21 protein-coding genes are annotated in these 22,914 nt (G+C 47.0%); 5 read left to right on the top strand and 16 right to left on the bottom strand.

The genetic code is table 11. The features are described from left to right. Positions 1-2: 2 nt before the first annotated feature. The 10 genes from U9J37_RS04525 to U9J37_RS04480 all read right to left on the bottom strand — a co-directional run bounded on the left by U9J37_RS04525 (position 3) and on the right by U9J37_RS04480 (position 12,118). Positions 3-1,175, bottom strand: a complete 1,173-nt coding sequence (locus U9J37_RS04525; RefSeq protein WP_005473814.1) for a glycosyltransferase family 4 protein — start codon at positions 1,173-1,175, stop codon at positions 3-5. Continuing rightward, complete coding sequence (locus U9J37_RS04520; protein ID WP_005473820.1) at positions 1,168-2,376, bottom strand: glycosyltransferase; 1,209 nt, start codon at positions 2,374-2,376, stop codon at positions 1,168-1,170. The genes U9J37_RS04525 and U9J37_RS04520 overlap by 8 nt, the downstream gene beginning before the upstream one ends. Positions 2,377-2,523: 147 nt before the next feature. Further along, positions 2,524-3,543 carry a glycosyltransferase family 4 protein gene (locus U9J37_RS04515; protein WP_043887157.1) on the bottom strand — a complete coding sequence of 340 codons (1,020 nt, stop codon included), beginning with the start codon at positions 3,541-3,543 and terminating at the stop codon, positions 2,524-2,526. Further along, positions 3,521-4,990 (bottom strand): sigma-54-dependent transcriptional regulator, encoded by a 1,470-nt coding sequence (locus tag U9J37_RS04510; RefSeq protein WP_005473855.1) that lies wholly within the window; start codon positions 4,988-4,990, stop codon positions 3,521-3,523. The genes U9J37_RS04515 and U9J37_RS04510 overlap by 23 nt, the downstream gene beginning before the upstream one ends. Before the next feature lie 19 nt (positions 4,991-5,009). Beyond that, positions 5,010-7,334: a HAMP domain-containing hybrid sensor histidine kinase/response regulator gene (locus U9J37_RS04505; protein WP_005473781.1), complete on the bottom strand. Its 2,325-nt coding sequence runs from the start codon at positions 7,332-7,334 to the stop codon at positions 5,010-5,012. A gap of 9 nt (positions 7,335-7,343) precedes the next feature. Next, positions 7,344-8,147 (bottom strand): phosphate/phosphite/phosphonate ABC transporter substrate-binding protein, encoded by an 804-nt coding sequence (locus U9J37_RS04500; protein WP_043887156.1) that lies wholly within the window; start codon positions 8,145-8,147, stop codon positions 7,344-7,346. A gap of 8 nt (positions 8,148-8,155) precedes the next feature. Further along, positions 8,156-8,851 carry a P-loop NTPase family protein gene (locus U9J37_RS04495; protein ID WP_005473835.1) on the bottom strand — a complete coding sequence of 232 codons (696 nt, stop codon included), beginning with the start codon at positions 8,849-8,851 and terminating at the stop codon, positions 8,156-8,158. Continuing rightward, the gene (locus U9J37_RS04490; protein WP_005473843.1) at positions 8,851-10,950 is read right to left on the bottom strand and encodes an SLBB domain-containing protein; all 2,100 of its coding nucleotides are present in this window, start codon (positions 10,948-10,950) and stop codon (positions 8,851-8,853) included. Before U9J37_RS04490 ends, U9J37_RS04495 begins: the two co-directional genes overlap by 1 nt. Further along, entirely contained in the window at positions 10,937-11,773 is an 837-nt protein-coding gene (locus tag U9J37_RS04485) for an OmpA family protein (RefSeq protein WP_005473812.1), read from the bottom strand. Before U9J37_RS04485 ends, U9J37_RS04490 begins: the two co-directional genes overlap by 14 nt. Positions 11,774-11,797: 24 nt before the next feature. Then, entirely contained in the window at positions 11,798-12,118 is a 321-nt protein-coding gene (locus U9J37_RS04480; RefSeq protein WP_005473746.1) for an STAS domain-containing protein, read from the bottom strand. A gap of 283 nt (positions 12,119-12,401) precedes the next feature. Between U9J37_RS04480 and U9J37_RS04475 the strand changes: the two genes are divergently transcribed. Continuing rightward, positions 12,402-13,253 carry a DNA ligase gene (locus U9J37_RS04475; RefSeq protein WP_005473832.1) on the top strand — a complete coding sequence of 284 codons (852 nt, stop codon included), beginning with the start codon at positions 12,402-12,404 and terminating at the stop codon, positions 13,251-13,253. Between the two features lie 3 nt (positions 13,254-13,256). On the opposite strand, the gene U9J37_RS04470 is transcribed toward U9J37_RS04475, so the two are convergent. Both U9J37_RS04470 and U9J37_RS04465 read right to left on the bottom strand, forming a co-directional pair. Then, a complete protein-coding gene (locus tag U9J37_RS04470) occupies positions 13,257-14,255 on the bottom strand; it encodes a DUF3080 family protein (protein WP_005473752.1) in 999 nt (332 codons plus the stop codon). Positions 14,256-14,349: 94 nt separating this feature from the next. After that, complete coding sequence (locus U9J37_RS04465; protein ID WP_043887154.1) at positions 14,350-15,720, bottom strand: MATE family efflux transporter; 1,371 nt, start codon at positions 15,718-15,720, stop codon at positions 14,350-14,352. Positions 15,721-15,865: 145 nt separating this feature from the next. Here U9J37_RS04465 and U9J37_RS04460 point away from each other — a divergent pair, with 145 nt between their 5' ends. Further along, positions 15,866-16,480: a riboflavin synthase subunit alpha gene (locus U9J37_RS04460; protein WP_322413919.1), complete on the top strand. Its 615-nt coding sequence runs from the start codon at positions 15,866-15,868 to the stop codon at positions 16,478-16,480. Between the two features lie 71 nt (positions 16,481-16,551). Here the strand turns inward: U9J37_RS04460 and U9J37_RS04455 are convergent, their stop codons facing one another. Next, positions 16,552-16,755, bottom strand: coding sequence for a CPXCG motif-containing cysteine-rich protein (locus tag U9J37_RS04455; RefSeq protein ID WP_038134565.1), 204 nt, complete (start codon positions 16,753-16,755; stop codon positions 16,552-16,554). A gap of 236 nt (positions 16,756-16,991) precedes the next feature. Then, the gene (locus U9J37_RS04450; protein WP_038134567.1) at positions 16,992-17,858 is read right to left on the bottom strand and encodes a fructosamine kinase family protein; all 867 of its coding nucleotides are present in this window, start codon (positions 17,856-17,858) and stop codon (positions 16,992-16,994) included. A 362-nt stretch (positions 17,859-18,220) separates the two neighbouring features. On the opposite strand from U9J37_RS04450, the gene U9J37_RS04445 reads away from it, so the two are divergent. Continuing rightward, on the top strand, positions 18,221-18,565 hold the full coding sequence (locus U9J37_RS04445) for a DUF3802 family protein (RefSeq protein WP_038134570.1): 345 nt from the start codon (positions 18,221-18,223) through the stop codon (positions 18,563-18,565). 6 nt (positions 18,566-18,571) lie between these two features. On the opposite strand, the gene U9J37_RS04440 is transcribed toward U9J37_RS04445, so the two are convergent. Then, positions 18,572-19,081 (bottom strand): C40 family peptidase, encoded by a 510-nt coding sequence (locus tag U9J37_RS04440; RefSeq protein ID WP_039479461.1) that lies wholly within the window; start codon positions 19,079-19,081, stop codon positions 18,572-18,574. A 95-nt stretch (positions 19,082-19,176) separates the two neighbouring features. Between U9J37_RS04440 and U9J37_RS04435 the strand changes: the two genes are divergently transcribed. Beyond that, positions 19,177-21,207, top strand: a complete 2,031-nt coding sequence (locus tag U9J37_RS04435; RefSeq protein WP_322413917.1) for a methyl-accepting chemotaxis protein — start codon at positions 19,177-19,179, stop codon at positions 21,205-21,207. 6 nt (positions 21,208-21,213) lie between these two features. Here the strand turns inward: U9J37_RS04435 and U9J37_RS04430 are convergent, their stop codons facing one another. Continuing rightward, a complete protein-coding gene (locus U9J37_RS04430; protein WP_005475786.1) occupies positions 21,214-22,002 on the bottom strand; it encodes a sterol desaturase family protein in 789 nt (262 codons plus the stop codon). 81 nt (positions 22,003-22,083) lie between these two features. On the opposite strand from U9J37_RS04430, the gene U9J37_RS04425 reads away from it, so the two are divergent. Then, positions 22,084-22,824: a tRNA-uridine aminocarboxypropyltransferase gene (locus U9J37_RS04425; protein WP_005475806.1), complete on the top strand. Its 741-nt coding sequence runs from the start codon at positions 22,084-22,086 to the stop codon at positions 22,822-22,824. Positions 22,825-22,914 lie beyond the last annotated feature (90 nt).

The raw sequence follows: 22,914 nt of genomic DNA, 5'->3' as shown, positions 1-22,914 counted from the left end.
CCTTAAGCGTGCTGTTCGACAGTTGCCGAATGACGGCATAGGTAACGCGCGAAGGTGTCATAACGTACCGACGCCTTGTATTGCTGCGCAATATCGAGACCATTTTGACAACAACGCTGCATTGCTTGCTTATCATTGAACACGTACAGCAGAGCATCGCACAGTGAGTCAACATCGTTAGGCTGGTATTTGACGCAATTTTCGTTATGAGTCAGAACTTGATCCCAATAAGCATTGTCACTGGGGATAAGCACGCACATCCCAGCCGCAAGTGCTTCAAGAATCGATAAACCAAACGGCTCATTGTGGCTGGTCGAGACAAAAATGTTGGACTGGCGACGAATCTCATCTAGATCAATCGGGTCTTGATGCCATTGGGTGTGGGGCAGTTCAATAGGCGCGTTTGAGACAGGCATATTGGTGCTTTGTGGCTGAATGTAGCAAATATTGAACGGCAGCGGATGCAGAGTGTGAGCCAATTTTACCGCGTCGATTAAGGTATCGATGCCTTTCCATTTCAATAGCGACGCAGCCCAGAACCCAACAGGAATGTCACGCTGGCATGGAGTGGGCCAGCGTGATTCAGTGATGCCGTTAACCGTCTCAAAATAGTTCTCAGATTGGATGAAAAGCTCAGACAATGCACCTACGTCACCGGTATTCAAGCTAGACCAGAAGTATTGTTCGATGGCGTTTTGAATGCTTCTCTTTGTTGACGGCAAGAAAAAGACCGCATCAGCGTTGACGAGGCAATAACCGATTGAGCGAGAAAGCCCGACATTACCGTGAACCCATTGAATCACGCGTTTGCCAGTCAGCTTCTTGACGAGATAAAGGGGCATGTCGATCCCCGGACCAGACGCGCCAAGCAGTTGCGAGGTTTGGTAAAACCGCACCATAAAAAAAAGAACAACAACGGTCGCGATCAGTTGCTCAAACCAGTAAAGCAACCCGTTGTGATGTTGAGAGGTCCATTTGCAAAGAGGCAGCGAGCAGATTTTTGCATCATGCAGCTGGTGAAATTCACTTTTTTGCCAGTATTGCTTATCTGCGGTTAACACGATAAACCGCTGCGTTTGAGGGTTACATTGCGCAAGCGCGTCACTGGTGGCGACTTTAGAGCCGCCTTTGAACATGATGGGATCATAAATGAGAGTTACTGGGCGCTTATCCATGTTGACCTCCTAATAGACTAAAACGTCTTGCCATCACTGCTTTCAGTGGCTGAAAGGTACTCAAAACACCGATCGAGCGAACAGGTTTGTTTTGCCATAGGTTTAGGTAGACTTTCTCGATCGCACGACAAGTCACTTCAAGGTCATGATGAGCGATAATGTGTTCATAGCCTTTGGTCGCCAAGTAGGCGCTCAGTTTCGGATTTGCTATCACGAGGCGCATCGCTTTGGTCATACTTCGGATGCCGACATTCTTATACAGAAGTCCTGTTTCACCATGGCGTACAAATTCGGGAATCCCTCCTTCGTACGGGGCTATCACAGGAATGTTGGCAAGTGATGCTTCTGCGATCACCAAGCCAAACGCTTCATTGCGGGCTCCGCTTATGAATGCATCACAATCTTTTAGCCAACCGACCACATTGCTCTTTTCCCCGACAAAGTGAATGCAATGAGCGAGTCTTAGTAGCTCAGCTTGGCTCTCTAGGTTACTGCGCAGTGGACCATCACCGATGACAACTAGGTGGGCATTTGGATGTTCCAACGTTAGATGCCTCAGCGCGGTCATGATTCGGTCAACGCCTTTTCGGTGAATCAAAGAGCCAACGGTGGCGAACACAAAGTCATCGTCAGAGATATTGAGTTGTTGACGGATATCGACCTTGGGTTGGTCAATGAGCGCTTGGGTGTCGATACCGTTATGCACAACGGATAGGTTGGATTTCGGATAGCCATCATCGAGTAACGATTGCGCGGCATGTTTACTCACCGCGATAATATGTGGGCTGGCGTTGATGCCAAGCGTCAATCTGTCTCGCGCGATGTAGCTGCAATGCAGTTGCGTCACAAGCGGTATGTGCTTGATTTTGGCGGCGGCTATCATCCATTGGCAGGGAGCGGCGCTGTTGACATGAACAAGGTCGATGGACTCTCGCTCAATGATCTTGCAGCCGTATTCGATTAGATTAAGCCAATTTGCAGCATCAAAACGAGGGGCTTTCCAGCCAAGCAGTAACGGAAACTGATTAACCTCGTTGTCGATGTTCATTATGTCGAGTTGTCGAGACAGGGTTTGATTATTGGTCCAAATAAATGGGTGGTACTGGCGGTCGTCGAGATATTTCACCAGATCTAGCAAGCAACGTTCGCTACCACGAATCCAATTATCACCATAATGCACAAACAGTATTTTCTTCGCCATAACGTGTCCTTCCTGTTCCAAATTTGAACGTTATAAGGAAAGAGCAAGTTAGGTGCCAAGTTGTGATTTTCGTTAAATTGTTGATTAATAATGGATTATTATTTCTTTGATGACCCATTTTCAAAATGAAAATCAGATTGATAGCACTCAGCTTTGGTAGGCGTCTAAAAGTTGCGGGATTACCGCTTGTTGAGAGAAAGCGTCTTGAACGGTTTGTTTGGCATTTTGTCGAATAGATTCGCTATCTGGAGAGGGGAGTTCAATCCAGTGGTGATAAAACTCGGACAATTGGTCAAAGTCATCAAACAGGTAGCCGTTTTGCTGATGATTGAGCAGAGTGTCCAAACTGCCAACGTTCACTGCCATTACAATGATTCCTCGCGCCATTGCTTCTAGTGCCGTCATTGGTAGCCCTTCAAATCGAGAACAGATAATGAGGACATCAATCTGCTCCCAAACGGCGTTCATGTTGGTTTGGTGCCCATTGAACGTGACGTTAGGTGGGGCGATTTGTTGCAGCTTGCTTTCGTCTGGTCCAGTGCCATAAATATCAAATTGGCGTTGAGGTAGAGACTGAGCAAGCCTGACAAAGCGATCGGCGGCTTTTTCATGACTTAGTCGACCAACAAACGCGGTTTGCTTTCCTGATGAGGGAGTAACGGTACCAGTATCAATGAAGTTGTTAAATCGCTTTGCGGTAACAGGAAGCTTATCGCTGATAGGCGCACTGACGGCAATGGAGGTCGATGAAATCATTGCGGAGTATCGATCGAGAAGGTCATAGAGTTTTACCCAACCGGTTGGCGTTTCCCCTGCATGATAAGTAGAGATTTGGCGGATTCCAGTGAACAGTTTAGTGAGTTTACACAGCAAGCTCGCTTTATAGCCGTGAGCGTGGAGAACGTTAGGGCGATGACGTTTAACCAACTTCAACAGGTTCGCGAACGCTTTCCCCTTTTGATTGGTTAAATAGTCACATGGAATATCGAGTGCTGCTAGTTTGTCATACAAAGGTGAGGGTTGTTGATATGCGCGGACTAACCAAACTTTGACATCGACACCGAAATGTTTCAACCCTTTGGCGAGCTCGATAACGTGACTCTCGATCCCGCCAAAGGTTAAGCTGTCGATAATCAACCAAACACTAGTCGGTGTATTGTTGCTCATCTTCTGCTTCCCATGCTTGCTTCTTGCGGTAAACCGTCGATGGGCTTAACTCCAAAAGAACTGCTGCATTGAGAACATTGCCATCGCAATAATCAATGGCTTGTTGAATGGCTTCTCGTTCAATCTGCCACATTGGACGAATATGCGTTGGCGGATTGTCTGCAGCTTGCGATGGGGTATACGTGCTCTCTATTTCATCGATGATCGGTTCAGCAGGGGACGCTTCAACAGACAATGGCGTCGGTGGTGGCGCAGTTCTGTTATTTTTAGCGGCTGTGGATTGGCGAACCTGCTCTGGCAAATGATCAACCGTGAGCTTGGTATCATCATTTAATACCACAATATTGCGGATGATGTTCTGCAGTTGCCTAACATTGCCTGGCCAACGGTAACGTTTGAGCAAGGTTTCCGCATCGCGATTGATTGCTCTAAATTGTTTGCCATCTTCTTTAGCGTACAGCTTCAAGAAATGGTTAGCGAGCGTGACAATGTCGTTACCGCGTTCGCGCAGTGGTGGCATGTCGACAGGGACGACATGGACTCGGTAATAGAGGTCTTCACGAAAGCGTCCTTCTTCAACTTCAACTAAGGGCTCTCGGTTGGTGGCGCAAATGATGCGGACATCCACTTTGACCTCTCGACTACCACCCAGTGGCGTAAACGTCCCAGTTTGAAGAAAACGCAGTAACTTCTTCTGCATCTCCAAATCCATTTCGCAAAGCTCGTCTAAAAATAACGTACCGCCGTGGGCTTGTGATGCTGCGCCTTTTCGGTCTGTCGTTGCGCCCGTGAATGCGCCTTTTACATGGCCGAAAATTTCACTTTCCATCAGATCTTTCGGGATCGCCCCGCAGTTAATTGCAACGAACGGTTTGTCTGATCGTTTGCTCTCTTTGTGAATGGCTTCCGCGCACACCTCTTTACCTGTGCCACTTTCACCAACGATGAAAACACTCGCGGTGGTCGGTGCGACCGAGTCGATAATTTTGTAAACACCTTGCATCGGCAAACTGGAACCGATAAAGCCGTGGAAACGGTTTCGGTCAAATTTCGTTTCTATATCTTCCACCAAGTGCTCGAGTTTCACTTGTTGCAAATGAAGGTTGATGGAAGTCTTCAGGCGGTCTGCATTGATGGGTTTTTCAAGGAAGTCTTTCGCCCCTTTTTGCACTAGGCTAACGGCGACATTTACTGAACCATGTGCGGTAGCGACAATCACGGAAGTTGGGATTTGCTGTTCGTTGATCCAATCCAAGATGTCTTCGCCATCCATGTCTGGCAGCTTAAGATCGAGAATAACGAGCTGAGGAACATTTCGTTCAATAAAGGCGATGGCTTCGCGACCCGTTTCAACATGGAACAGGTCATAGGGTTCATCTTTGATGTACTGCTTGTACAAAATAGCGAGCGACGTTGAGTCTTCAATAAGTAATACTTTTGGTTTCATGGTTAAATCCTTCGCCACCTTATTTCGTGGATTCAGTGAATCCTTTCTTTTTTCGTTGTTCTAGGGCTTCGAGTGAGTCATTGGCCACTTGCTGCAGTTCTTCTTTTAGCTCGAAAGCAAGTTGGCACTGCCCATCTAAGCATTGGTGCTCAATTTTCCGTGCGAGATTCGACAGCGTTCTATTACCGAGCGCAAGCGAAGAACTGCCTAGTGTGTGCGCTTCAAACTCGAGCGTTTCCTTGTCTTTGTTGTCCATCGCAAGGTAGATTTTTTCGAGACGCTGGTGGGACTCTTCCAAATAGTGGTCGATCAGAAGAGGAATGACATCCGCACTGGTATCTTCGATCATCTGCTGGAGTATTGCTTCGTCGACGAGTTCCAAATTAATAGTGTCCTTCTCGATAGGATGAGTATCTATGTTTGGCATTGATGTTTCATCCGTTAGTGTTACGTCCTGTTGCATATTTACTATAGACGTATCTTCGCTAGCTTGCGTAGCCTTTGTGATCGATTTATTGGTAAATAGGTCAATTTTTTCAACAAGTTGTGACAAGCGAAGGGGTTTGGAAATGTAATCGTCCATGCCGCATGCCAAAAATTTTTCTTTGTCGCCCGCGAGGGAGTGCGCTGTCAGAGCGATGATCGGTGTACTGGCACTGCGAGCATCTGGCATAGCTCGAATGGCTTGGCAAGCTTGTATACCATCCATTTTGGGCATGGAAATGTCCATGAAAATCAAATCATAGTTGTATTGTTTCACTTGATTGACGGCTTGGTGCCCATTTTCGGCAATGTCTATCTTTAGGTTCAACCGTTTGAACATCTCTTTAATTACCAGTTGGTTGGCCTTGTTGTCTTCTGCAACCAAGATGGCTAGATCATCTCGTACCGCCGTTTTAGTGTTCTCGTTGCTTTCGCTGGTGCTGGACTCTTCATCGGCGAGCTCTAGCTGGATGGTGAAAGCGAAGGTACTGCCGACATCGGGTTCGCTCTGTACGTTGACGTCCCCATCCATCAGATTACAGAGTCTTTTACATATCGCTAAGCCAAGCCCTGACCCTTCTTTGCTTCGAGAGTAGCTCTGGTCAACCATGGTGAACTCATCGAAGAGATAATCGATGGCGTTTTTGCTGATGCCGATTCCGGTATCAGAAATCTTACACTTGATGGTGGCATGACTGCTTTCGCTAGCGATGCTGCTTACATGGATGCGAATACTGCCTTCATGGGTAAATTTGACGGCGTTTCCAATTAGGTTGAGTAAGATCTGTTTTACTCGGTTTTTGTCTCCGAGCACCATCACGGGGACGGCCGGTTCAATGTAGCAGTGCAGCACCAATCCTTGAGCTCGCGCTGTCGGGTAGAAACTGTCTGTAACACTGGTAATGCAGCGATGTAAATCAAAAGGGCGGTTTTCGAGGATCAGCGTATTAGACTCCATGCGGGTGAAATCGAGAATATCGTTAATGACAGAGAGCAAAAAGTGGCCAGACTCGGTGGCCGTGTTGACGAGCTTCTGCTGTTCTTTGGTCAGGTTTGTCTCTTCTAGGATATTGAGAATACCAAGCACGCCATTCATGGGCGTACGAATTTCATGGGACATTGAAGCGAGAAAACGACTTTTTGAGCTGCTCGCTTGTTCCGCGTCTGCTCTTGCGGTGTTTAGGTCGATGTAGTCTTTCTCGAGTTTGGCGGACATGCTATCAAAAGCGCGTGCCACATCACCCAGTTCGTCGGGGCGTTGATCGTTTAATTGGAAACCCGGTCCACTTTGGCCAAGCGTATGTGCCGCCGTTGCCAAGCGGGTCAAACTGCGTGTTAAGTAGGTACCTAAAACAAATGAAAATAGCGCCACCAGCACCACTTCTATCGATGCAATGGCGATGATGGCTTGTTTGGCCTCGCTCAACATGGCACTAATGGGCGCAGTTTCAAAGCCGATATCGACCGTCGCGAACTCCGTTGTTCCAACACTGATAGGGACTCGAACATCAAAAATACCATCCGATACGTCATCTAGTGAGCGGTCTTCAATCATCTGGCGCGCCAGCAGATCTTTATCGCCAGCGTGCGCCATTTCCCTGCCATTTCGCAGTACTCTGACGTAAGCCACATCTTCAAGTTGAATAAACTCGTCAATGAGATCATTAAGCGTCGCGAGATCTGTGGACAATACTGCATTTTTCGCGGCATGGCTGAACATGGTCGCGGCTCCATTTGCGCGCTGTATCAACTGTTTTTCGTTTGATTGCGACAAGAAACTCATGGCGTAGAAGGTCAGGACCATAAGAAGCGCAATTTCGATCACTGCGATGCCGAGGATGGTTTTGGTGCGTATAGACATAACGACCACCTATTGAGATAACAGATTGATGTTTAAGCGTCGAACGTCATCCCAGTCTTGGTCTCGAGCCGGGACGAAGCCCTTAATGTTGAGCGCAGAGAGTTGTTCAAGGGTTACTGGGGCATTCTCGAGCATGTAGAGTGCTTGGCTCACTTCTTGGCGTGTTTTCTCTGCGACCCTAGGGTGTACAGCGATAGCATGAGGCGTGTAACCCTCAGTGACATAAATAGGTGTCAGTTGATCGCGTGTCTCTGCAGGCAAGGAGTTGAATGTGCGGAAAATACCGCCGCCGGCTGGGTAGAACCCTTTAGCGACCGACAGATAAACAGAATCATGCGAAGACACGTACTCGGGCTCAAACGGAATCTCAGATTGAACAAGAGCGCCACGGGTGAGGATGGAAGCTGCAAACGCTGCAGGGGAAGGAAACGCAAGAGTGGTGTTAGCCAGTTGTTCGATTGACGTGATCCCGCTGTCTTTTCTTACAACGATGATCCCTTTAATGAGTTTGTCTTTGGCTTTAGCGACGGCAAGATACCCACTTTGCTCACTGTAGACACTGTAATGATAGGGATTCATGTAGGCGAAGTCGTAGTCGCCTTGCTCCAGTCGCTGCTCGAAGGTTGGAATATCAGAGGCGGTACTAAAGACGATTTTGTGGCCTGTTTGGGCGCTGATGTGGTCTAAAATTGGCCCCCATTGCTGCGCCAATCGACTGGCCGATTGTTGTGGCACAATGCCAAAAGTGTACACTTTGGCGTAGCTATGCACGCTGATTAAGCCTGCCAGTATGACTAGAATTATCCTTTTCATCGTCGCTCCTAAGCCGAGTGTGCGAGTAAATCGTTGGCCAAAATTCGATTGCATAACTTTTCTCTCCAGCGCTTGGGCAAAAATGTCAGGCGGTTGAGTTCTCTAACCATTTCTTGACCTAACGTCGCTTGATGTTGGAGATTAAGGACGGAACCAAGCAATTGAATCGATGAGTGAGAAAGTAGCTCCGTTGCTTTGGAGAGTTGCCCCGAGGTGGTTTTCCCTCCCATGACCACCAAGATGGTATGGTCGCAGGCATTTGCCACGACTTGCGCTGGAATATTGCTTCGATTGATCTGCAGCAGTGGCGAGGTATCGCAGATGACTCGATCAAAATCATTGAGCCAACTTTCAACATTGACAGAAAGTTGAGCAGGGTCTCGATAGCTTAATAACTCCGCTTGCTGGCTAGGAACCGGAAGCCCTGTAAAGAGTTGGTGAGACTCTTTGTGCTCGAGTAGTACGCCACATTGTGCATGGAGTGTGTTTGAAACCAACCCGGCAGATTCAAACGCCGGATGGAAGGTGTTCAAATCCACTATCAAGGTTTTCAATCCTGCGAGTAGGTAACGTTCCGCCAGTGCTGTTGCTACAGACGTGACGCCGTCACCTGATTGACAAGCCGTAATACAGAGAGAACGGCTTTGGCTCATTTCTGCCGCCAAGTAGATTTGTTCAATTTCGCTGTGCGTTGCAGGAATCATTATAATGCTCCTATCAGTACAATCGTGGTCGTCAGTCTTAGTATGTCCTCAAGCCCAACACGTGCCTTCTCCAAGAAACTCTCTCCACGGTCAGGGACATAAATGGTGTCACCAGAGCGAAGGACAGGCAGTTGGTAGATATTGGCTGTTTTGCTGAACTCGATAAGATCAAAGGTACGAGCTTGACCTTGGCAGCAAGACATATTGACGATCGATATCTTCTCTAGGTAAGCGCGCTCAGCAGGGCCTCCCGCTTCTGCTAGCAAGTCCAAGATGGTCATGTTGTCATCGAATACGTAACGGCCCGGTTTGTTGACGGCGCCAAGCACTCTTACGGTGGACTCTTTCGAGCGGTCGAGCCAGATCTTGTCTTTCTCAGGAATGTAGATGGTGTCGCCCATCGTCACGTTGGGTAGCAGGCTTTCGTCGCCAGTTTCAAAATAGAGCGACAGATTCAATCGGCTCACTTTCGAGTAACTCTTATCGCGATGAGTGATGCGAATGTTGTGGATGTCGGCGTCTTTGGTTGGGCCATCAGCGGCAGACAAAATATCTAAAAAGTGCATGTCTTTAGTAAAACGGTAGCGGCCTGGCGCGTTAACTTGACCAAACACATAGATCGACGCATCAGAGCTTTGGCGCACCCACTGGGATTTGTTGTCCGACGGGTCTTGCGGAAGGTCGTGAATACGCACAATAGAGCCCGCTGAAATTTGAGGAAGCTCGGCAGGGCGAGCGCCGTTGAGGATAAACTCATCTAAATTGAACACTTCCATGCGTCCGGCTTGTGTTACGACCTCGATCTTTGATGTATCAGCTCGCAGCGTTGGGCCGCCAACGTGAGAGAGCAGGTCAATCAGGTTCATTTCATCAGACCATTCAATGCGCCCCGGACGAACCACTTCCCCCATCACACTAACGGCGCGGTCTGGTGCGATTTTTAGCCATGACTTCTCGTTCATGTCCGTTTTCTCAGGAACAAAAATCGCATCACCCGCTTCAATTTTCGGCGGACTACGACGTGAGAGCCCTTCGGTAAAGGCCGTCAAATCAAACTTCACAACTTGGCCGTTAGCCTTGATCAAACGAATCTGGCGAGATTCTGCAAATCGAGTAGGGCCGCCCGCATTCGCTAAAATATCCATGAATGACGCATTGCGTTTACCTTCATAAGCTCCGGGGCGGGCAACTTCACCCATGATGTAAATGACATTTGCCCCAGCTTTGATTTCGTCTTCTTGTTTCGGCACAAAGATGGTCGCACCGGGCTTCAAAGTCGGAAGCAATGACACGTCACCGCTGTCAAGGTAGGTTTTAAGGTTAAAAAGCTGTGGCGCATTGTTGGTGATGACGCGAATTTGCTCGACGGAAGCGTAGCGGGTCACGCCTCCGGCGCGCATGAGAATATCGACCAAGTCAGTATTGGCTTTATAACTGTATGAGCCTGGCGCATTCACTTCGCCAAAAACTTTAATGGCTGTGCGTCCATCTGCGCTATCGCCTGCATCGGCCAGTTTACTCGAGTCAAATTCTTGCTCGATGTTGCCCACCAAAGGAGAGGTCGGGACGAAAATGGTATCAAGCGAGTTGAGTTGAGGAAGGATGGTTTCATCACCCGAATCAAGAAAAGATTTGTAATTGAAGGTGATCTTTTCTTTGCCGCGTTTGATTAGCAGATTGTTTAACTGCGCGCCCGGACGGATCCCGCCTGCGGCATGCAAGGCCATTTGCACATCGGCGCTTTTCGTTAAGGTATATTCACCCGGAGAATTGACATAGCCTTGCACAGAAATGAGAATTTGCTGTTCAGCAACGAAAACAGACGCGGAAGAAAGATCTCGATAGACTTTTTCCAACGCATCTAACACGGTTCGCTCGAGTTGTGCTTCGGTATATCCAGCGACAAACAAGGTGCCCACTTCAGGTAAGGTAATGCGCCCGCGTTTGTCGACTTGAAATCCTTTGTTGAGCGACGCTTCTCCTGGTAAATCAACTTGGATGAGGTCACCCACTTGAACGCGCACTGTTTCTTCTGCGTGCGAGTTCGGTAACCCGATGACCACTAACAGCGCGATGAGAATGAGCTTAGTCCATGGCATGGTAACCTCCTTGAAGCGGCAGGTCTTTTTCTTGGGTATCTATAACTTCGATGCTTACTCTGCGGTTGGTCAGTTTAACGCCCTCTGAATTGCCTTCGTGCAACGGCAGCGTATCTCCAACAGAGTGAGTCGCGATTCGGGTTGGCGCTAGGCCAAATATAGAGAGGTAGCGCTTAACTTGTTGAGCTCTCTCCAACGCCAGCTTTTCGTTGTACGCCACGTCGCCTACAGAGTCAGCATGGCCGGTCACTTTTAAATTCAAGCTTGGGTGCTCTGCGAGCATGTTCGCCGCTTTAGCCAAATGCCCCATGTATTTCGGGTTCACTTCAGAGGAGTTAAAGGCGAACTGATTGTCCACGTTGAGTAGATTAAACAGCTCATCAATTACCGCTAAACGTTGATGGAACGCACCTTCGTCCATCGGAGGGACACACTTGGTTTGTGATGTGACGTAGTCAAGCTGCAGTTCGAGCTCGTTGAGGCGCTTTCTTTGAATTACGATATCGTTGGCAGCATCAAGAAGAAGCCCGCCCTCAAGCTCGCGAGCGATGCGGTTTTGCTTTTCGATTGCTTGCACGACCGCGGCAGGGAAGCACCAGCGCGCACCTTCTCGGATCAGAGAGTCAAGATGAAGTTTAGTGAGTTGCCAGTCAAAGCGTAGACCGTGTTCAGGGCCTAGCGGCTCGTCTGGCATCACAGGAGTGAACTTCGATTGAATGTAATTTTCTGCGAGACCGCCCTGGCTTTGTTGCGGGTAACTGGTACACCCGACAACGCTCGCAATAGATACAGCTAGGGCTATGTACTTGATGTAAGAAACCATGCCAACTTCCTTTGTTTTATTATTTTAGTGTTTGCTTGAGTTCACCGGAATCGCTTGATCGATTCTCAGTAAGTTCATAATTTCAAGTGGTTGACCGGAAACGTTCTCTAAACGCATGCCACGTTGGCGTTCGATCAATCGTTTGTATAAGTAAACAATGGCACCGACTCCCGAAGAGTCCAGAAATTGCACTTGGCTAAAGTCGATTTCGATCTCGCGATCACTTTTGTCTGCAATGATTTCATCGATATGGGGCTGGGCACTGCGGCTACCGGCAGCATCTAAATTACCGTTGATGACAAGAGTAAGAACAGTGTCGCTTGCTTCAATTTTACGTAGTTCCATGATGCTATCTCCTTGTTGGGTTGATATCTAAAAAGCAGAATGTGTGCCAAAAATTAAAACATTAAAATTCAATGGCTTAATGCTGTTTATTGGTGGGTTCTCAAATTGAGAACGGCGTTTTTCTCAATTTGATAGCCAGTTTTTGTGAATAGGAAAATGTGTAATTGATAGAGAACGTTTTATTTAACTAACTAGATCTAGCTCGTAATGATGAAAGGGACAGATTGAAGCGCAGTAAACAGGCAACGCAAAATGGCCCGGTCACAATCAACGAGCGTTACTCATGAACTATCAACTCACGAGCCTTGCTGCTTCAGTCCTTATCGCCTTGTCTATGTCAGCGAATGCTGCGAATGTCGATGACTTTCTTGTCGCGGTGCCGTTAGCACACAGTTACGATCAAAAAATCGAGGTGTCAGAATATTGGAAAAGTGAGAAGCTTGATGGCATAAGAGCGATTTGGACGGGTAAACGCCTCGTTACACGCAACGGGAACCCAATACATGCGCCCGACTGGTTTGTAGAACCGCTTCCTCCATATCCTCTTGAGGGAGAACTCTGGGCTGGACGAGGTAACTTTCACCTGGTTCAACAAACCGTGTTAGACACCAAACCAACGGACGCGGCGTGGCGTAAAATCGATTACATGTTGTTTGATATGCCGGAGGCCGCCGGAGATTACCAGAAGCGATACCACAACGTGATCTACTTTACCCGAGCCAGCAAGCGAGACCACATTAAGTACATTGAGCACACTCCGATCAAAAGTGAAACCGAGTTGTTCGGCTATTTAGATAGCATAGATAGTGCAAAGGGAGAGGGGGTGATGCTGCGGAAAATCACCAGTCGCTATCAAGCTGGCCGAAGCAACGATCTTTTGAAGTTAAAGAAGCACCAAGATGCAGAAGCTCGAGTGGTTGGATACAAAGTGGGCCGAGGCAAGTACCATGGGCTGATGGGCGCTTTGCTCGTTCAACTGGACTCGGGGATCAAATTCTACATTGGCAGCGGGTTTAGTGACATTCAACGAAAAGATCCCCCTGAGTTGGGTTCGGTGATTACCTTTCGCTACAACGGCTATACGCAAAATGGTGTCCCCAAGTTTGCTCGGTTTGTGCGAGAGCGTGTCGAATAACCTCTAGTTGCGCGTTGGTGATGCGCGACAGCGTTTAAAAAGCGTTTTCCAGTAATTGACGTGATCGGCGATGGCCTGCCTAAATTTTGTATGCAGTGTATCAATAGGGTAGATGTAATCAGCGTTGGAACTTCGAACAAAATCGAGCTGCGGTGAAACTTGAAGGTATAGACGATCGAGTTTGGCGAAGTAGGGCTGCAACTGTTCAACATAGTAAAGCTGAAAGACATTTCGCAGTGTTTTGAACTTTGTGTCATTTCTTCCGACGCCACACACTATGACAGCGTCATACTGTTCGAGTTGTTGCGTAATCGCTGCTAGCTTGGACGAGGCATTTTGCATCGAGTAACTCAAAGAGCCGACCAGCGGTTGTTTTTCTATCACTTCTTGATAGTCAGTTAGTACAGTGTCGCTGCTTTCGACTTCGGAACGTGAGATCGCTTGGTGTGTTTTTGAAACCGCTTGTAGCCCTTGTTTTAACTCAGCAGAAAGTGACGACATGTCTGTCGCTACCCAGTTGCTGCCATTAAGTTGCACACGCATTTCTTGGCTGACAAAAACAAGATTATTGAAATGAGCTGGCAGTTGACGCCGTTTTGCATCAAGAACCACTTTTAGCTCTGCTTTCATTTCTTCAGAAATCTCAGACGAAGCCAGACAGCGCGAGAGGCCAGCGACGAGCTGAGTTTGGTAGTCGAGATTACGAAAAGCGTCTTGTACTTTCCCCAATATGGAGTTTTTCTCCGCGATCAAGTTGAAGAGATCGCATTTCCTCAACTCATAGCTGTCTAAAAATCCAAATGGAATGTCTGGGGCCTCGAGCATCAATTGTCGCTTCTCGGGTAAGGCAACGAGAGCATTGTCAGGAAGTGTGATGTCAGGCGATTGCTGCACGTTTGAGATACGACTGGTATAGGTTGAGAAACTCGCGTCAACAGGGTGTTGATTCCACCAACATCCAGAAATAAAGACGGTGCCTAAAACAGTCACAACCCAACGCATAAAAAAACCTCGATACAATTCACCTTCTCGAAATCATACGCGCACAGATAAAAAAAAGGCCAGTTTAAACTGACCTTTAAAAGCAAATTAGGGTTTATTTAGCGGACAACTCCAATTGAATCGTCTCAGGCTGTTTATGCATCCAGTGGAGTCGGACTCCGAGCATAATTGCCGCAGAAGACAGACCAATAATAAAACCATACCAGAAACCATGCGCGCCCATTGGCTCAACAATCCAGTCTGTCATGCCCAAGATATAACCCGCAGGTAATCCCAGCATCCAATAGGCGATAAAGGTACGATTGAAAATCGCCGCCATATCTTTGTAGCCACGCAATGCGCCGGCGGCAACGACTTGTATGGCATCGGTGACTTGATAAACCGCCGCCAACAATAAAAGTTGTAGCGCGATTTCGATAACGGCTCGGTTGTCTGTGTATAGCAACGCAACTTGTTCACGAAATAGAACCGTCAATGCAGCGGTAATGAGGGACAGTGCAACGGCCACAATCAGACCCACACGAGAGGCGACTTTTGCACCGTCGACATTATTCTCACCCAGTCTATGACCTACGCGGATACTGGTTGCAGCGCCAATACTCATTGGCAACATAAATACCAGTGATGAGAAGTTAATAGCAACTTGGTGTGCGGCGACAACTAAAGGCCCGAGGGGCGCGACGAGAAGAGCAACAACCGCAAAGAGTGTCACTTCAAAAAACATCGCAGCGGCAACAGGGAAGCCAAGTTTGAGCAAGCGAATCAGGGGTTTGAGCTCTGGGCGATGAAACTGACCAAACACGTTCACGTGTGCGACTCGGTTTGATGTCAGTACATAAAACAGCAGCATTGCAAACATGATCCAGTAAACAATCGCTGTCGCCACACCACAGCCCACACCACCAAGTGCTGGAGCACCAAATTTTCCGTAAACAAAAATCCAGTTCAACGGAATATTGAGCATCAGACCAATAAAGCCAATCACCATCGCAGGTTGAGTCAGAGACATACCATCAGTAAAACTGCGCAGTGCTTGGAAAAGCAAAAATGCCGGAACAGCAAACATCACCGCAGACATATAGCCATTGGTTTTTTCTGCCATCAGCGTTTCGACATCCATTAAGCCTAAAATCGTTTTGGTTTGAAATAAAACGGCGATGATCGGCACTGAGATGATTAGCGCCATGGCCAGACCCTGTTGGATCTCATAGGGAATTTTTACTTGTCGGCCAGAACCATTTAGCTGAGCGACAACGGGCACTAACGCCATGAGCAATCCGACCCCAAATAGTATCGATGGTAGCCAAATGCTGGCCGCAATGGATACCGCCGCCATGTCTGTAGCACTTACGCCACCCGCCATCACGGTGTCAACAAAACCCATACCAGTTTGTGCCACGGAAGCAATTAATACGGGGGTCGCCAACTTAACTAGGGTGTTGGCTTCTGTTTTATAACGATGCACGTAGAACTCCAAAGGAAGCAATCTTTTCAACACAATGCGGAGTGAATGCGATTGAAAAGAGAAAAGGAAATTTAGCTTTGCGCTATTGTGCCGAATGATAAAGAAATGTCACACTAAGCACCATCAAAAACTGAAGGATCTGTATATGTTTACGGGAATTGTGCAAGGCATGGCGGAAGTCGTTGCCATAGAAAAGAAAGAAGCGTTCCAAACCCACAAACTTCGATTGACTGGGGAAATGAATCAGGGCTTGTCCATTGGTGCTTCAGTTGCGCACAATGGTTGCTGCCTTACCGTTACCGAAATCGAAGGCGAGATTGTTTCGTTCGATTTAATGCAAGCGACGTTGAAGCTGACAAACTTAGGTGAGCTTCAAGTGGGAGACTCCGTAAACATCGAACGAGCTGCTAAGTTTGGTGTTGAGATTGGTGGCCACAGTATGTCTGGTCACATCACGTTGGTCGGGGAAATCGTCGATATCATCGATACTCCCAATAACCGAACAATTTGGTTTGAATTACCTCAAGCGTCAATGAAATACGTATTGGCGAAAGGGTACATTGGTTTGGATGGTTGCTCTCTCACTATCGGGGAAGTAGAGCAGAACCGCTTTTCTGTTCATTTAATTCCTGAGACGCTGCAACGCACACGGTTTGGTCAGCGTAAAGTGGGAGAAAAAATCAACGTTGAATTTGACCCACAAACACAAGCTATCGTTGATACGGTTGAACGGGTGTTAGCGAGTAAACAGCTGGGATAAAGAGTGTTAGATTCCGGCGTTACTAGCCGGAATTATCACCCATCAACGTCCGTGTTGATGAAGGTAGAACGTTAAAAAATTTGCTCATCGTCTGCATCAACAAACAACTCAATAGAGTCCATTTGCTCATTGACCATCATATTGAGATGGATAGCATGGCAACATGCAGGGCAGTCATCGTAAAAGTTTTGACTGCCGTTAGACGCATCCAATGTGATTGAAATGGAATGTCCGCAATGGGGACAAGAAACGACTTTCTCGGTGTAATTTCGCATAACTCTCTTCCTTACTTCTCGATGAGATAAATGGCTTTCAAGGTGAAACGTCCATGTGACACTTCAATCTTAAGTCGAGAAGTTAGTATTAGATGTGAATTAAGTACAAACTTTGATTTGGCTAATAAATTTCAAAACTGGGTATAACCAGCGTCTATTATTGCCTCTTTTCTGTTTGACAAAACTTACCATCAATACTTGTAACCAATTGTTAAATATAGGTTTTGCTAAAATTACTAGTAAGATAATATCCGATTAATCAACTTCTGTGATTGTTCTAAATAGTGTCCACCAAATTGATTGTAGTGATTCAATAGGTGATACAAGCTGTAAATATCTTTTCGTTCAGAGTATTTAAAATCAAGAGGTAAGATACTCTCGTAGCCTTGATAGAATTCTGGTTGGAACCCCTCGAACAACTCGGTCATTGCAATATCGCACTCTCTATCTCCCCAGTAGCAGGCTGGGTCGTAGCAAATCGGGCCAAAAACGGAATTGGCGACGTTACCGTGCCACAAGTCACCATGTAGGAGTGACGGGGTGGGTTGATGAGTGGCTAATTGATCGTGTACGACTTCAATAAACTCGTTGATATCGACTAGATTCACGCCCTTTTCTCTGACCAACTGCAGTTGCCATCCGATTCGTTGCTCAGCAAAAAAACGTGCCCATTTGCGGTCCCATTTATTGGGTTGTAGCGTCGCGCCAATGTAATTATCGTGATCAAACCCGTACTCTTTTTGCTCTCCCCATTTGTGGAGGCGCGCAAGTTGCTGACCGAACAAAAAGCTGTTCTTGTCATCATCTAACTGCTTAGTCGGGAGGTAGTTAAGCACGATAAAAGCGTTTTGCTTTGATTTGCCCGTTAGAATGACTTCCGGCACAAAAACGGTGTTGCTCTCACGCATGATGCGGATATTCTCCGCTTCGATTTCAAACTTGGATAAGAATTGACGCGTATTTACTTTGACGAAATAACGTTGCTCTCCGTCTGAGACCATGTAGCACTCGTTAATATCACCTCCCGAGACACGGACCTTTTCTTCAATATTAAATGAAAACATCAGAGTTTCAGACAGCTGCTGAGCGATGGCTTGCCACATACTTGTTCTCCATTGAATACGCAACATACTCATTGTAGAAGATGGTTCCGCAGTAAACTGGACAGGAGTGCAAAAAATTCAATCATTTAGCAAATTTTCATGCTTGATTAGGCAAACTGTGACCTGAATCGCTTCTATCTGCTATGGATTAGAACAGTATTTCGAACTAAGCAAAATTGGTCTATTTAGTCTTATCGTGTTCAAAAGCAAAGAATTAGTGCAGATATTGGGTTTAAATACACAATATTAACGATTGTTGGGGAAATTATCGGCAACCGAATCCCCATGAGTTGTGTAAACTTATTGATATGGCATAGTATTAAAAGGTATTGTGTCGTCATAATGATAAATGGAGATGTGCTGTGGTTGTTGAAACCGATGGTTACTTGGCTTTGATCGAGCACTTAGCGTTTAATTTAGACGTGTTTGCATCTGATGATGGAGATACGGGTTCAGAAAGCGTAGAAGATGTGGTAACCGACATGGTTGCTAGTAACATCATGGCTATTTTTGAACAAAACCCTGAGCTGCACTCAAGTGTTCGTTTCCAACTGTTGAAAGAAGCTGACTCTGTTGTCGAAGATTTGGGTGAAGTATTGGCTGGTGTCTGGGCCAAGCCCGCGACTAACGGTCAGATCGAGTTTTTAGACGAATACATCGCCCTCGTAAAGAACCTGTTTGATTCTGCTGTCGCGAAATACGATTAAACCAAGTCAATTCATTTCAGGCGAGGAAATCACTCGTCTGAAATGCCAAAATTTTGAAGCCCAATATGGGTTATCTAGCCTCGAAATAATCACCCCTTTTGATGTCGAGGCGTGCATAAACTGCTTATTTCCCACATAAACACCCACATGCCTGACGTTGGGCGACGTTTTAAAAAACGCTAAATCTCCGATTTGTGCTTCTTCGTATGCGAGCTTAGCGCCGATCTTTACTTGTTGCTTTGTTGTTCTTGGTAGCGACATATTGAGCGCATCATGAAACGCAACTTGTACAAAAGCAGAGCAGTCAACACCATTCAATGAGCTGCCGCCCAGTCGGTAGGGAGCTCCTTGCCAAAGCTGATACACGTCCAAAAACGCTTCCTTCATCTCCGTATGGAAAGGGCTACTACTTTGGTTTGCTACCAGTTCGTCAATACTTCCATGCTCTGGTGATGACGTGCATCCAAAGAGAGAAGTAAGGACTATCAGTGTTAAGCAACTCGAAACTTTTTTCATGCAACATTAATGACTTATTAGTGAAATCTTTCTGTAATGACCGCTAAATAGTATTTCGCCATATAAACTTACGTATTACTTTAGGTTAGGCTTACATGGCTCAGACACCTGGCAAGCGATCCTTGTCACTTATTCAGTCACTTAGCGCAATTTTTATTACCATCACTCTACTCGTCGTGACCCTCTCTGTCACTACCGTCAAGGGGATAAACCGAGTCAGCGACCAGTTTACTGTTCTTTCGGATAACGCATTACCGCTCTCTATGACTAACGCCAAGCTTACGCAGTCTATTCTAGAGCAAGTCAAACAACTGAGCTACAGTCGGCAAGCCGAGACGCTTGGTGATCTTAGTGACATTGAGTCAACCATCACTAATTTGGGGCAGGAAAGCCAGGGGTATGTCCAAGATGTTGTCGCCACCTCAAGAGACTTTTCTCAGTCAATAAAAACGGAGCAACTTGAGCAGCTTGAAGTAAACCTTGATTTGCTGCGGAGCAACACAAATAGCATTCTTGATACCCAGCGTAGGCTGCTGCAGATGCAAGAAATGATCGATTCACAGGTATCAGGGTTTCGTTACGGACTTAGCTCAATTGGTCCTGAAATGAATCGCATTAGCTCTTTTTTAACGGGAGACAACCCAGAATCAGCCGATGCAGCGAACCGCTTTATCGCCAGTGCCAGCTCTATGGAAAGCACGTTTTTGGTATTGATGATGCAAACGGATTTAGCTAAGGCATTGCCAGAATATAAAGAAATGCGTAATCGCATCGCAGGCATCCAGTTGGCGTTCGACGACTTTGCGCAGTGGCATCCAGAAGTGGAAGAGTTTGCGAGCTTAACCGCCCCTTATGAGATGGTGAATTCGGGCTTCAAAGATGATGGTGTACTGCAGCAAATCTTAGCAAAACTCGAGCTGATGCAGACACAAAGAGCGCTCAATAGTGACGTTGTGACATCGGCAAACGAAACAATTTTGTTGCTCAACGCTATCTCCAATCAAGCTGAGCAGTTAGTCCACAAAAGCCAGCAAGACGTTTCTACTACAATTGATTACATCGCGTTTATCGTGTTGGTGAGCGGCGTTGGGCTGGTGGTGTTAATCGTTGTCTCTTGGCTGGTGCTAAGAGGCTGGGTTAACCTTGGATTACGCAATATTCTTAAAAGCCTATCACGCCTTACTCAACATGATCTTACCCAACAAGCAGAACGGGTCGGTCCGTATGAGATGCAAGAAATCGCGCTTCAGCTTAACGACGTTGTGGAGTCAACCAGATCATCCATCGCTAGCGTGACAAGAAATTGTGAAACCTTATACCAAACGGCCGAGATCAGTCACGACGCCGCAGAGTCATCCAATCAGAGTTTAACTATCCAGAACCAATCTTTGGCCAGTATGGTAGAAACACTAGTAGAGCTTGAACAGTCGATATCTGAAATCACAACAGTAACCAATGAGTCCTATTCAGAGTCAAAGGTTGCGGCTCAGCATTCTAGCCACGGTGTTCAGGCCATTGAACAGAATCAGCAACGACTTAAATCGCTAGAAGCATCGTTGAACCTAAATGATGCCTCTATGGAGGAGCTCGATAGCCGCGTTAAGCAGATTCGAGAGATGGTCGATATGATTTCAGGGATAGCAGAGAATACCAACTTGCTGGCGTTGAATGCAGCGATTGAAGCAGCAAGAGCAGGTGAGCAAGGGCGAGGGTTTGCTGTGGTTGCCGACGAAGTCAGAAAGCTCGCCAGCGATACCTCGCAGCAAACGTCGAACATTCGTGAGCGAATGAATGAATTGGTCGCAGCGGCAGAACACTCAAGAACGGCAGTGAATCATTCTCGCCAAGAGATGTCGCAAGCCCTAGAGTCGAGTGATTTAGTCAAAGTCGCTTTTGAAGATATTGAGACCGCGGTGAACCAAATTCGTTCTAGAGTAGAGAAAGTGACCATCGCCACCGAAGAGCAAAAAAGAGCGACCGCTGAAGTTAGCGAAGCGGTGGCCCTTGTTTCGGACCAGGGTGTGAAGACCAAACTTCAATTGGAATCCATGGTTGAGAGCGCTCAGCAAGTCTCTAACATTGCTGGTCAGCAGCAAACGCAATTGCACAAATACCGACTCAATTAGGCTAGATTAATGTTGGCGAAAAGGCTGGGTGAGCATCTTGTCCAGCCGCTGCTCTTCACGGCGTTGAAATTGCGGAATACCGATTTTAACCTTGTCATGACCGAGCTCAGGCTGGGCGCGATAGGTGCCAAACCATTGATCCCAAACAGACAAGAAAAAGCCGAAATTAGAGTGGGTCTCTTTGACAATGACTGAATGGTGCACTCGATGCATATCTGGCGTCACAATCACACGGCGCAACCATCGGTCGACATTGAGGGGTAACTTTGCATTACTGTGATTAAACATCGCACTGGCATTAAGCACGATTTCAAACACCACAATCGCGATTGGCGAAACGCCCAGAATGAAGATAAACGCGACTTTAATCCACATCGACATCAAAATTTCGATAGGGTGGAACCGAGTGCCAGTGGTGACATCAATATCTTGATCGGCGTGGTGCATTCTGTGTAAGCGCCATAGCCAAGGAACGCGGTGAAACACCAAGTGCTGAAGGTATATCACCAGATCGAGCAGGATTACACTCACTAAAAGTTCGACGCACCAAGGCAATTCCAGCGCGTTGAACAAACCGTAGTGGTGCTGCGCTGCTTGCGTTGCGGCTTCAAAGGCCAAAATAGGCATAAATAAGCTAAGACAAATCGAGTTAAATGCGATTAGCCCAAGATTGTTCGCCCAACGGTAGAGTTTGTTCTGAGTCAGTGCCTTTCTTGGCGTCAACCACTCCCATAAAGCGCAGGCCGCTAGTACGGAGAGAAATACAGTCAAACGAATCATTTCCGGGTTTTGCATAGGATGAGTTCCACACTTTATCTTGCAACTTGAAGCCTGACGGGTACACTTTGCACCCTTTGCCATTATTACCAAAAACCTATGAGAGTCCACGCTTTTCACCATCTATATCAACGCAGATTGGCGCAATCGACCAAGCCGTTCAATGCTCGTGGCTGCAAGGTTAAGCGCTGCCAATATTGTCAGGTGTCAGAGCAATACTGTATTTGCAAACATCAACCCAAGATAAAGTCCGATGTGGCAGTGATGCTGTTGCTGTCTGAAAACGAAGTTTTTAAACCAAGCAATACAGGGCGACTGATCTTAGATACGGTGGAAGAGGGCTATGCGTATCAATGGAGTCGAACAGAACCAGATGCAGAGATGTTGGCGCTGCTGGCAAACGAAGCGTATCAGCCAATCATCATTTTCCCAGACGAGTATGTTGAGGAGCGCTCTCGGTTAATTGAGATTAACCCCCGAGAGTACTGTGGTGAGAAAAAACCGCTATTGATCTTTCTAGATGGCAGTTGGCGTGAAGCGCGGCGTATTTTCCGTAAATCGCCTTATCTCAACTCATTGCCCGTTTTGTCGATTCAGCCAGAGTCACTGTCGCAGTATTTGATGCGTCGCTCAGACAACGAACAACATTTGGCAACAGCAGAAGTTGCAACCATCGTACTCAAGCAGCTAGGCGAAGTGCATGCATCTAAAGTTCTAGCTGAGTGGTTTGACGCCTTTAGAGAAAGCTACCTGTTAAGTAAGACTCGAATGAAGACCGATGAACGCCGTCTTGCGTTGAAACATTACATGCAGGAGCGGGAAAACGAGAAACCTGTCTAAAAGTTGAGGCCTAGTTGGCGATAGTCTGCGCATTTAATACGAGCTGGCAATTAAATCGGTCATAGGTCACGGATTGTAGGCTTAGCTATA

It is taken from the genome of Vibrio sp. 16 (assembly GCF_963681195.1).
Lineage (GTDB): Bacteria > Pseudomonadota > Gammaproteobacteria > Enterobacterales > Vibrionaceae > Vibrio > Vibrio sinaloensis_D.
The sequence above is the reverse complement of the archived record's forward strand: the minus strand, read 5'-3'. Positions and strand labels throughout refer to the sequence as shown.

What these genes read in the sequence shown, in the direction of transcription:
- U9J37_RS04425 (WP_005475806.1), top strand. Translation starts at nt 22,084, where the DNA reads ATGAGAGTCCACGCTTTTCACCATCTATATCAACGCAGATTGGCGCAA.
- U9J37_RS04430 (WP_005475786.1), bottom strand. Translation starts at nt 22,002, where the DNA reads ATGCAAAACCCGGAAATGATTCGTTTGACTGTATTTCTCTCCGTACTA.
- U9J37_RS04455 (WP_038134565.1), bottom strand. Translation starts at nt 16,755, where the DNA reads ATGCGAAATTACACCGAGAAAGTCGTTTCTTGTCCCCATTGCGGACAT.
- U9J37_RS04485 (WP_005473812.1), bottom strand. Translation starts at nt 11,773, where the DNA reads ATGGTTTCTTACATCAAGTACATAGCCCTAGCTGTATCTATTGCGAGC.
- U9J37_RS04475 (WP_005473832.1), top strand. Translation starts at nt 12,402, where the DNA reads ATGAACTATCAACTCACGAGCCTTGCTGCTTCAGTCCTTATCGCCTTG.
- U9J37_RS04520 (WP_005473820.1), bottom strand. Translation starts at nt 2,376, where the DNA reads ATGGCGAAGAAAATACTGTTTGTGCATTATGGTGATAATTGGATTCGT.
- U9J37_RS04515 (WP_043887157.1), bottom strand. Translation starts at nt 3,543, where the DNA reads ATGAGCAACAATACACCGACTAGTGTTTGGTTGATTATCGACAGCTTA.
- U9J37_RS04505 (WP_005473781.1), bottom strand. Translation starts at nt 7,334, where the DNA reads ATGTCTATACGCACCAAAACCATCCTCGGCATCGCAGTGATCGAAATT.
- U9J37_RS04460 (WP_322413919.1), top strand. Translation starts at nt 15,866, where the DNA reads ATGTTTACGGGAATTGTGCAAGGCATGGCGGAAGTCGTTGCCATAGAA.
- U9J37_RS04525 (WP_005473814.1), bottom strand. Translation starts at nt 1,175, where the DNA reads ATGGATAAGCGCCCAGTAACTCTCATTTATGATCCCATCATGTTCAAA.
- U9J37_RS04435 (WP_322413917.1), top strand. Translation starts at nt 19,177, where the DNA reads ATGGCTCAGACACCTGGCAAGCGATCCTTGTCACTTATTCAGTCACTT.
- U9J37_RS04490 (WP_005473843.1), bottom strand. Translation starts at nt 10,950, where the DNA reads ATGCCATGGACTAAGCTCATTCTCATCGCGCTGTTAGTGGTCATCGGG.
- U9J37_RS04480 (WP_005473746.1), bottom strand. Translation starts at nt 12,118, where the DNA reads ATGGAACTACGTAAAATTGAAGCAAGCGACACTGTTCTTACTCTTGTC.
- U9J37_RS04440 (WP_039479461.1), bottom strand. Translation starts at nt 19,081, where the DNA reads ATGAAAAAAGTTTCGAGTTGCTTAACACTGATAGTCCTTACTTCTCTC.
- U9J37_RS04500 (WP_043887156.1), bottom strand. Translation starts at nt 8,147, where the DNA reads ATGAAAAGGATAATTCTAGTCATACTGGCAGGCTTAATCAGCGTGCAT.
- U9J37_RS04510 (WP_005473855.1), bottom strand. Translation starts at nt 4,990, where the DNA reads ATGAAACCAAAAGTATTACTTATTGAAGACTCAACGTCGCTCGCTATT.
- U9J37_RS04450 (WP_038134567.1), bottom strand. Translation starts at nt 17,858, where the DNA reads ATGTGGCAAGCCATCGCTCAGCAGCTGTCTGAAACTCTGATGTTTTCA.
- U9J37_RS04495 (WP_005473835.1), bottom strand. Translation starts at nt 8,851, where the DNA reads ATGATTCCTGCAACGCACAGCGAAATTGAACAAATCTACTTGGCGGCA.
- U9J37_RS04470 (WP_005473752.1), bottom strand. Translation starts at nt 14,255, where the DNA reads ATGCGTTGGGTTGTGACTGTTTTAGGCACCGTCTTTATTTCTGGATGT.